Origin of the sequence: Streptococcus infantis (assembly GCF_047460685.1) — a bacterium.
GTDB lineage: Bacteria > Bacillota > Bacilli > Lactobacillales > Streptococcaceae > Streptococcus > Streptococcus infantis_AD.
Genome location: NZ_JASHFS010000030.1, coordinates 1 through 8,430, shown reverse-complemented (window position 1 = coordinate 8,430; position 8,430 = coordinate 1). Strand labels below are relative to the sequence as shown.

General features: G+C 33.7%; 13 protein-coding genes. 11 read left to right on the top strand and 2 right to left on the bottom strand.

Annotated elements, in window-relative coordinates:
• Positions 1-94: IS3 family transposase (locus QM917_RS10430; protein ID WP_414267512.1), on the top strand; the 94-nt coding region annotated here is incomplete at its 5' end.
• Positions 95-146: 52 nt separating this feature from the next.
• Here the strand turns inward: QM917_RS10430 and nagA are convergent.
• Positions 147-1,298: an N-acetylglucosamine-6-phosphate deacetylase gene (gene nagA, locus QM917_RS10425; protein ID WP_060956243.1), complete on the bottom strand. Its 1,152-nt coding sequence runs from the start codon at positions 1,296-1,298 to the stop codon at positions 147-149.
• A gap of 312 nt (positions 1,299-1,610) precedes the next feature.
• Positions 1,611-1,892: a hypothetical protein gene (locus QM917_RS10420; protein ID WP_243701288.1), complete on the bottom strand. Its 282-nt coding sequence runs from the start codon at positions 1,890-1,892 to the stop codon at positions 1,611-1,613.
• A gap of 122 nt (positions 1,893-2,014) precedes the next feature.
• Here QM917_RS10420 and QM917_RS10415 point away from each other — a divergent pair, with 122 nt between their 5' ends.
• The 10 genes from QM917_RS10415 to QM917_RS10370 form a co-directional block, all read left to right on the top strand.
• Complete coding sequence (locus QM917_RS10415; protein ID WP_115242154.1) at positions 2,015-2,212, top strand: hypothetical protein; 198 nt, start codon at positions 2,015-2,017, stop codon at positions 2,210-2,212.
• A gap of 80 nt (positions 2,213-2,292) precedes the next feature.
• Positions 2,293-3,045, top strand: a complete 753-nt coding sequence (locus QM917_RS10410) for an endonuclease/exonuclease/phosphatase family protein (RefSeq protein ID WP_132972997.1) — start codon at positions 2,293-2,295, stop codon at positions 3,043-3,045.
• A 223-nt stretch (positions 3,046-3,268) separates the two neighbouring features.
• Positions 3,269-4,627, top strand: coding sequence for a cell division protein FtsK (locus QM917_RS10405; protein ID WP_414285706.1), 1,359 nt, complete (start codon positions 3,269-3,271; stop codon positions 4,625-4,627).
• A gap of 97 nt (positions 4,628-4,724) precedes the next feature.
• The gene (locus QM917_RS10400; protein WP_261064429.1) at positions 4,725-5,042 is read left to right on the top strand and encodes a hypothetical protein; all 318 of its coding nucleotides are present in this window, start codon (positions 4,725-4,727) and stop codon (positions 5,040-5,042) included.
• 175 nt (positions 5,043-5,217) lie between these two features.
• Complete coding sequence (locus QM917_RS10395; protein ID WP_414285704.1) at positions 5,218-6,000, top strand: Rep protein; 783 nt, start codon at positions 5,218-5,220, stop codon at positions 5,998-6,000.
• A 13-nt stretch (positions 6,001-6,013) separates the two neighbouring features.
• Positions 6,014-6,217, top strand: coding sequence for a DUF3173 domain-containing protein (locus tag QM917_RS10390; RefSeq protein ID WP_261075629.1), 204 nt, complete (start codon positions 6,014-6,016; stop codon positions 6,215-6,217).
• Positions 6,218-6,220: 3 nt separating this feature from the next.
• The gene (locus QM917_RS10385) at positions 6,221-7,354 is read left to right on the top strand and encodes a tyrosine-type recombinase/integrase (protein WP_414285702.1); all 1,134 of its coding nucleotides are present in this window, start codon (positions 6,221-6,223) and stop codon (positions 7,352-7,354) included.
• A 40-nt stretch (positions 7,355-7,394) separates the two neighbouring features.
• Positions 7,395-7,832 carry an HD domain-containing protein gene (locus QM917_RS10380; protein WP_000381519.1) on the top strand — a complete coding sequence of 146 codons (438 nt, stop codon included), beginning with the start codon at positions 7,395-7,397 and terminating at the stop codon, positions 7,830-7,832.
• 215 nt (positions 7,833-8,047) lie between these two features.
• Complete coding sequence (gene relB, locus QM917_RS10375; RefSeq protein ID WP_001067144.1) at positions 8,048-8,284, top strand: type II toxin-antitoxin system RelB family antitoxin; 237 nt, start codon at positions 8,048-8,050, stop codon at positions 8,282-8,284.
• A 68-nt stretch (positions 8,285-8,352) separates the two neighbouring features.
• A partial coding sequence (locus QM917_RS10370) for an IS630 transposase-related protein (RefSeq protein WP_137995624.1) occupies positions 8,353-8,430 on the top strand: 78 nt, incomplete at its 3' end.

Sequence of the window (8,430 nt, the reverse complement as noted above, 5' to 3'; positions counted from 1 at the left end):
TGTAGACTATATTGATTACTACAACAACAAACGAATTAAGGTAAAACTAAAAGGACTTAGTCCTGTACAATACAGAATTAAATCCTTTGCTTAAATTAATTGTCTAACTTTTTGGGGTCAGTACAAAGTCGTTTCTACTTTTTAGATTATGCTTGATAGCGTTTTTCTCCATCTAGATAAGTTGCTACTAATTCCAAATCTTTATCTAGCACGATAAAGTCTGCATCGTAGCCTTCACGAATTTGTCCACAGACGTCATCGATATGAACTGATTTAGCTGGGTTCAGACTAGCCATCATGACTGCTTCATGAGGATTTGCAATTCCCCACTCAACGACATTTTTCAAACCATCTTTAAGTTTGAGAATGGAACCTGCCAAGTTACCTGTAGATTTAAGGCGAGCAGTCCCATTTGCAACTACAACTGGAAACTCCCCTAACATATAATCACCATCTTGCAAACCACCTGCTGTCATACAGTCAGTGATAAGGGCAATATTTTCAGTTCCTTTTTGTTTAAGAAGAATTTCGCAAGCCTTAGGATCCACGTGATGACCATCACAAATCAATTCTGCATAAGTGTGTGGTAACTCATACATAGCACCAACCATACCAAGTTCGCGGTGTGTTAAGCCACGCATTCCATTATATGCGTGAACCCATACACTAGCTCCAGCATCAACAGCTTTTTTTGCTTCATCAAAGGTAGCATTAGAGTGACCAAGAGCAACAGTTACACCTTCACCAGTAATAGTACGTACAAAGTCCTCAACCCCATCACGTTCAGGTGCAAGAGCAATTTTATTAAGAAGACCATTAGCAGCCTTCTGCCAAGCGCGGAACTCATCCATACGTGGATCTTTCATGTAAGCAGGGTTTTGAGCTCCTTTAAATTCCTCAGTAAAGTATGGCCCTTCAAAATAGATACCACGAATCTTAGCACCAGATGCTTCTTGATAGCGTGCACCAATGTTTTCAGTAACAGCCAGCAATTGTTCGTATGATGAAGTTAGTGTAGTTGGTAGGAAACTAGTAACACCTGTGCTAAGAAGACCTTCACTCATCGTATGAAGAGTTCCTTCAATATTATTATCCATGACATCCACACCACCAAAACCATGAATGTGGGTGTCAACGAGACCAGGTGCAATGCTGTAACCAGAGTAGTCTAAAATTTCTGCATCATCCGAAATCTCTTCAACATGCTTACCAAACTTGCCATCAATAAGTTCTAAATAACCTCCACGACGAATACCATGTGGATAGAAAAATTGATCAGCTTTAATATACTTAGGCATAATGATAACCCCCTTAAGAAATAATCTACTATTTATTATGTCAATTACATTATAAACCTTTCAAAACAATTTGTAAATGGTATAGACCTTTTTTAGTGAAATTTTAATAAATTATTCAACAAAAAAACAAGGTCCGAAAACCTTGTCTTTCATACTATACCGGCGGCCGGGGTCGAACCGGCACGTCCTTGCGGACACTGGATTTTGAGTTTGGCTCTTACCGTTTTATAAGTATGTGAAGCCTTTCAAATAGCCTTTTTAAGAAGATACCTCTATCGCAAAAAAGATAGTTTTTTTATTTTTAGTAACTTTTTAGGATTTACTTTTCCTCAATCTATCCATTATTTCTTTACTTAACTTGTCGATATCATCGTCAGTACCAAGTTCTTCTCCAAATAACTTACTAAAAGTAAAAGATTTATAGACTTTGTCACGACTTTTCTCAGTACCATCATCAAGTAGTTTTAGATAATGTTGAAAATCTTTAATTACTCTTTGTTTTACTGTTTCAAAGTCTTCATCTTCAGTAACTGAATAATTGACAGGTTGCCATTCACTATATCCCATTTTATCTAACCTTTCATCATTTTTCAAATAAGTAGATTATACCATACGCGTATAGAATTTTTTATTTTTTTAGGTGTTATGGGTTGACAAGTATGCATAGAAAAATTATAATAGTTATAAACATGGTTATAATGTTGAAAGGAAAAATTATGGCAAGAGGTAAACCAGTTCCAGCAAGTAGCATGTTTGATAATCCTACAAATATATCAGCAGTTGTAGATAAATCAACCAAGTTAAATTTGGAAATCATTGCAGGAGAACTAGTGAGAAATTTAGGTTATCCCCCAACTCAAGGGCAGGTAATAGATTTCCTTGCTAAGTTTTATCTTGAAAACACTCAAAAATAGACGACATCTGTATCGTTTATTTTTTAAAAAGAATAACCACGTTTATATTTTTTAAATTTTTCAATAAAAGGAGAACTGATATGACTAATTTATCTTTATTGACTGCAAACCTTGATTATCGTGGCTCTGGTGGACCATATAAGGATAGAACTTCTACTAAGATAGCTGATTATTTATTATCACAAAACCCTACTTTCATAGCATTACAAGAAGCTGGAGGCACCCAACCATCAACAAAGCCTCGCTACTTAAATGTTGATGAATATCAGAAATTTTTGTTAGCCGAAAAGTTAGCAAAAGAACTTGATACAGAATTGAGAAAGCGTGGATATGGGGTTATTTATCCTAAGTCTGATAAATCTAATGCTGTAAGTACTAGACTTTTCTATTTTAGTGACAATATCGAACTCATCAAAGAACTTCCTCCTATTTATGATGACTTCTATTGTAGACAAAGTGGTGGTCTGTTTAAAATTAATAATAAAACTATCGCGGTCTTTTCTCTCCACTTTCCTCTTTTTGAAAATCGCCCCGTAGAAAAAAAAGAAATGTGGGATAAATATATTCAATTTGCTTCCCAAGCAAGCAAATTGTATGACCATATTATCTTGGCAGGTGATTTCAATGAAAGTCCAAATAATGAAACGACTTTACCCGATAAGATAGTTGAAATGGAGCAATACATGGTAAATGCTAGCCGAGATTTACCGACTTGGAGTAATAAGAAACTTGACCATATTTTCATTACACCAAATAGCAAAATTGAAAACTATTCGACACTTGATAATCATTTTAGTGACCATAAAGCACTACAAGTAACTTTTACAGTTTAGGAGTTTTTAAATGAAACTATTTAGATTAAGAACAATAGCAGATTTAACAAGAAATTATATCATTTCAAGTAGCAGATTAAGGGTGGCTCATTGGTCAATACTGGTACTTTCTATCTGTACTCTGCTTACTATAATTGCAAATATTAGAGCTCCTGACCTTACTAAAATCCATTTATCTTTTTAATTGGTTGTATAGATACATTAATTTCTGAGAGGAATGAAGATGAAAATACTGAAACTGAGCAAATCTGTGAAAGTAAAAGTTAATCCCTATGTTATTACTTCTCGTAGACTTTTTCTTATTAGAATAGGAACTGAATTGTTAGTAGGCCTCTTATTGATAAATACTTGGTTTTCAATCCCCTTTATACCTTTTGGATTGATTATGTCAAGTTTTTTTACAGGCCTTATTATTCTTGTAGAAAAATTTTTTAGGTCTACTTTTATTAAAAAAATTCAAAGTATATTGTACGTCAGAGAATCTCTATTTGATATGCTAATAAGTCTAAATTTATATGAAGAAAGTAACAATCTAGTAATCAATAGCGCAACATTGAACTTCGAAATCACGCCTAATAATGATGTAATGGTTAAAGTACCTCTGTTTGGGAATAAATTTTTAAAACTTCTTAAAAATCTAGAGGAGTATCTTATACCAACCTTAGGGTTGCCTTTAATATCAAAACAAGAATTCCCTGATTGTGTTATTTATAAACTCGGTCACACAGAAAAAATTGAACAGTATGTTTTAAATGCCCACACATTGACTAAAGAATTTTTTGAAGATATTCCTACTCCAATAATCAAGCTATCGAATACTCAGCAATTTAGTCTAAAATCAAACACCAACATAGGTATATATGGACGCACTGGAACAGGTAAAACAATAGCCTTACAATGGTACTTATTTAACGCACTGGCTAAAGGTTGTGGTAGTGATGATGATACTTATTTAGGTATAGTTGATGGTAAGGCTGCCGATTTATATCGTATTGGTGAACTTCTTCACGAAGAACTGGGAGAACAAGTGGCAGTAGGCTCTTCACCCCAAATGCTAGCAAAATTATCGAGAAAATTTATAGAGATTATGGATGCAAGGTTTGAAATTATCAAACAGAATAGTTCATTAAATGCTGATGCATATGACCTGGGCATGATGACACCTAATTTTCTATTTGTCGATGAGCTTGCTTCTATTCGTGATTCTTGTGGCTCTAGTAAACAGCTATGGAATGAGATTTTGCAGAACTTAGGACTGATTGCACGTAAGGGACGACAGGCAGGTTGTCACCTAGTCCTATCTACTCAAGACCCTAATGCCGAAAACATCCCCGTTGAATTGAGGAATCAAATTTCAGCAGTTTTATACCTTGGTGCCCCAGGGGCTGACCGTATGAGGATGGCTTTTTCGATGTGTGAATTAGAAAACATTCCTACAGTTTCAGATAGAAAAGGAGAAGCTCTCTTTTATGCTGACGGTCTGAATTCTGTGGAACCTGTACTGACAATAGTTCCATTCGTTGATGTTAAAACAAAACGAGAATTTTTGCAGGTAGTTAGAAACATACTACCAGTCCACTAATAGCGGTCTTTTTCTCTGTTGGAATAGGTATTCTTTCCAACAGAGAAAAAGAGCAAACCGACTGCTTTTGCAGGAGGTCAATAGAAAGGAAAATACTATGAAATTAAATGATGTTCTTTCACAATCTGTAGACCTATTTGGCTCACACTTTATTGCAGTAAAATCAATGACAGAAGTTAAAGACAAAGAGCAAAAACTAACTGGGTATAGAGTAAATATCAGTTTACAAGACCCTGATTCTCCCTTTTATTTGGAATTAATCTCAGTTAAAATATCTAATTTAAATCCAACAATTTCTTATCAAGAAATGCTTTCTAACAAAACTAGAGAAGTTCTATTAGAAAATTTTTCTTGTAGCCAATATAAAGAGAATTTATATTTTAGTGCTACAAATATACTGCCTGTTACAAAATAAATCTACTTCTAATCATGTGACTAAGCAAAACTGCCGACTAAGTCGGCAAGCTGGAGTGTGTTTAGCGGAGCGGTGCTTAGTCACATGATAGAAGCAAGGAGGAGCAAAGCTCCTCCTAGTTTATTTATTATATAGGCAATCTTTTGGCGAAAGCTATAACAAAGGTGCATTTTTTATGAGTAATTATAATAAAAAAATTATTCGCACCGCTTCCTATATCGAAGTTTGGGAATATGATAAGCCAATATTTTCAAAAGGAAAATCTATTCTAGATACTAATACTGAAAACAAGGAAAAATCAAAACGTCGAACATTTGATGAACTAACACCCGAAGAACAAGAACAACGTCTTGAACGTATGAAGAAGACTCGCTTAGAAGCTAAGTGGAACTTATTACGCCTAGTTGATTGCAATTTTGATGATACAACTTCTTTTCTTACATTGACCACTAAAAAAAATATCAGCGATAGAAACCACTTCAAAGACTTACTCAAAACTTTTATTAAACGCTTTAATTATCACATTTTTAATACCAAGAAAAGTAAATTAAAATATATAGCAGTATTAGAGAGGCAAAAACGTGGAGCATGGCATGCTCATATTCTGCTTTTCAGCGTTCCTTATGTACCACACCGTCAACTCTTGGAACTTTGGGGACATGGAGCAGTACGGATAAATAAAGTTGATGTAGACAGCAAAGAAAATCGCGGTCGATATGTCACAAAGTATTTTGAAAAAGGGATTGGACAAGAATTGTTGGAAAACTTCGGAAAGCAAGCCTATTTTTCATCACGCAACTTAAAAAAGCCTGATGAAGATAGATTTTATACTTATGAAGATTTTAATTATGATAGTTCAGTCGTACTATATGAAACGGAATACATTAGTAAAGTCTATAAAGACGGTCAGTATTTCGATAATCATGTAAAGTATAAGAAAATAAAACTAGATGAATAAAGGAGTAAGTTACATGATAGCAACTGTTACTAAGAATGACCTAGTTGCCCTTGGTTTCTCTGAGGGAACATCTAAACGTATTATCCGCCAAGGGAAAGAGCTACTGATAACACGAGGCTTTACAGTCTATCAGAATAAACGAATTGGTACTATACCTGCTACTATTGCTACCGAATTACTCGGTTTTGATGTTCAAAACAGTACCCTCAAGGAGTAAAATATGGCAATTAGAAAAGGTAAAGACGGTAATTGGGTAGTTGATATTAGTAACGGTTTTGACCCAATAACACTAAAGCAACGTAGACTTGTCAGAAAGGGCTATAAGACGAAAAAAGAAGCTATTGAAGCAGAACACTACTTACGAAGTGTAGAGTTAAAAGAACGCTTCTATGGGGCTAAAATAACTATCTCCATACTATATGAACTACTTAAGGAAGAAGATAGCATAAATCATCGAAAAGCAAGCTATATCAATACACAAGATAATAATTACAACAAACACATCAAAGATTATTTTTCTATGGTCGATAATGTCGGAAAACTAACCTATGAAGACATCTACCAATTTAGAGAACATCTTAGGCAAAAAGTAGCTAAAAATTCTGATAAACCGTTAAGCACAAATACTATTAACAAAATCATGATTTTACTCAAAAAAATTTTTGATGTTGGTTTGCGAAAAGGCTATTACTCCTCCAATCCAGCAAAATTGATAAAAAAGTTGCCAATTGAAAAAACAAAAATGCAATTTTGGACAGTCAAAGAATTTCAGAAATTTTTGACACTATTTGAACCCGAAGAATACAATATCAAACTACTCTTTACTGTTCTATTCTTTACAGGATTAAGACTTGGGGAAGCTCTTGCCCTAACATGGCAAGACATCGACTTTTCAAGTAATACAATTCATATCACGAAATCTGTCTATGTTAATAAAGGAGTAACTCATATCAGCACAACAAAAACTAAAGCAGGAACAAGAAGAATTGTTATCAATAAAAAATTAAGCCAAGAATTACAAGATTGGGAAAAGCGACAAAAACATCTATTAGAGCAATTTACCAACAATAGCCTAACATTACAAGTGTTTCAAAATAGTCCTATCACAATTACAAAAAATGCTATTGAAAAGCAGTACAAGAAAATCATTGAACGTGATAGCACACTAAAAAAGATACGAATACACGATTTTAGGCACTCACACGCTTCCCTGCTGATTAACCAAGGGGAAGATTATCTAGTTGTAAAAGAGCGACTAGGACATGCTTCTATAACAACCACGATTGATACCTACTCTCACTTGTACCCAAGTAAGCAAAAGGATTTAGCTGATAAACTAGATGAATTACTATAAAGTAATTGAGTTTTATAAATGGAAAGTTTATAATTAAATCATGGATACATCACAAGCAATAAAAGCACATGAAGTAGCTAAAAAAGCACACTTTGGACAAATTGATAGAGCAGGAATTGACTACATTAAACACCCTGAAACAGTAGCTAGTTTTGTCGCAACTGATGAAGAGAAAGCTGTCGCCTATCTACATGATGTAATTGAAGATACTTCACTAACTCTACTAGACCTAAAAAAGGAAGGTTTTTCAAAAAATATTATAGAAGCCGTCGATATACTCACAAAGAAAAAAGGACAAGATTATCAATCTTATCTCAATCTAGTAAAGAAAAATGAACTCGCTAGAGTTGTAAAGTTGGCGGATTTACGGCATAATTCAGATTTAACAAGACTACCATTAATTACTGAAAAAGACTTAGAGAGAAATAAGAAATACAGTTCTGCTATTAGATTTTTAAGAGCAAAGAAAAAAAGTTAGTAACTAAACTATAAAATTTTATAAAGAGAAAACAAAAGACAAGGCTTATAAACTTTGTCTTTATTACTATACTGGCGGTCGGTCTCGAACTGGCACATCCTTGCAGATACTACAATTTTATTAAAATAAATAACTATAAAAAGTGAAATTTTTTATTGAGAAACTTTTAGACTAGGAGTATAATGTATCTAAAATAACTATTAGGTGGCTGTTATATGAATAATGTTGTTACTACACAAATTTCTATTCAACTTAGTCAAGAGTTAAATTCTTTATTAAATGCTATTGTTGAAGAAAATAATACAACAAAGACTGACTTTATTAGACAAGCTGTTATAGAGAAAATTGAAGATATGTATGATATTAAGGTCGCTGATGAAGCTTATAAAAAATGGGTTGAATGTGGCAAAAAAGCTATCTCACATGAAGAAATGATGAGACGCTATGGCTAAATTATACGCAATATCTGATATATAGTAAAATGAACCTAAAACAGTACATAATGTGGTATAATCTTCTTATGGCATATTCAATAGATTTTCGTAAAAAAGTTCTCTCCTATTGTGAGCGAACAGGTAGTATAACAGAAGCATCACAC

Bases quoted from the DNA above. Each gene is read 5' to 3' on its own strand.
- QM917_RS10415 (WP_115242154.1), top strand. From the start codon at position 2,015: ATGGCAAGAGGTAAACCAGTTCCAGCAAGTAGCATGTTTGATAATCCT.
- QM917_RS10400 (WP_261064429.1), top strand. From the start codon at position 4,725: ATGAAATTAAATGATGTTCTTTCACAATCTGTAGACCTATTTGGCTCA.
- QM917_RS10395 (WP_414285704.1), top strand. From the start codon at position 5,218: ATGAGTAATTATAATAAAAAAATTATTCGCACCGCTTCCTATATCGAA.
- QM917_RS10390 (WP_261075629.1), top strand. From the start codon at position 6,014: ATGATAGCAACTGTTACTAAGAATGACCTAGTTGCCCTTGGTTTCTCT.
- relB (WP_001067144.1), top strand. From the start codon at position 8,048: ATGAATAATGTTGTTACTACACAAATTTCTATTCAACTTAGTCAAGAG.
- QM917_RS10405 (WP_414285706.1), top strand. From the start codon at position 3,269: ATGAAAATACTGAAACTGAGCAAATCTGTGAAAGTAAAAGTTAATCCC.
- nagA (WP_060956243.1), bottom strand. From the start codon at position 1,298: ATGCCTAAGTATATTAAAGCTGATCAATTTTTCTATCCACATGGTATT.
- QM917_RS10380 (WP_000381519.1), top strand. From the start codon at position 7,395: ATGGATACATCACAAGCAATAAAAGCACATGAAGTAGCTAAAAAAGCA.
- QM917_RS10385 (WP_414285702.1), top strand. From the start codon at position 6,221: ATGGCAATTAGAAAAGGTAAAGACGGTAATTGGGTAGTTGATATTAGT.
- QM917_RS10410 (WP_132972997.1), top strand. From the start codon at position 2,293: ATGACTAATTTATCTTTATTGACTGCAAACCTTGATTATCGTGGCTCT.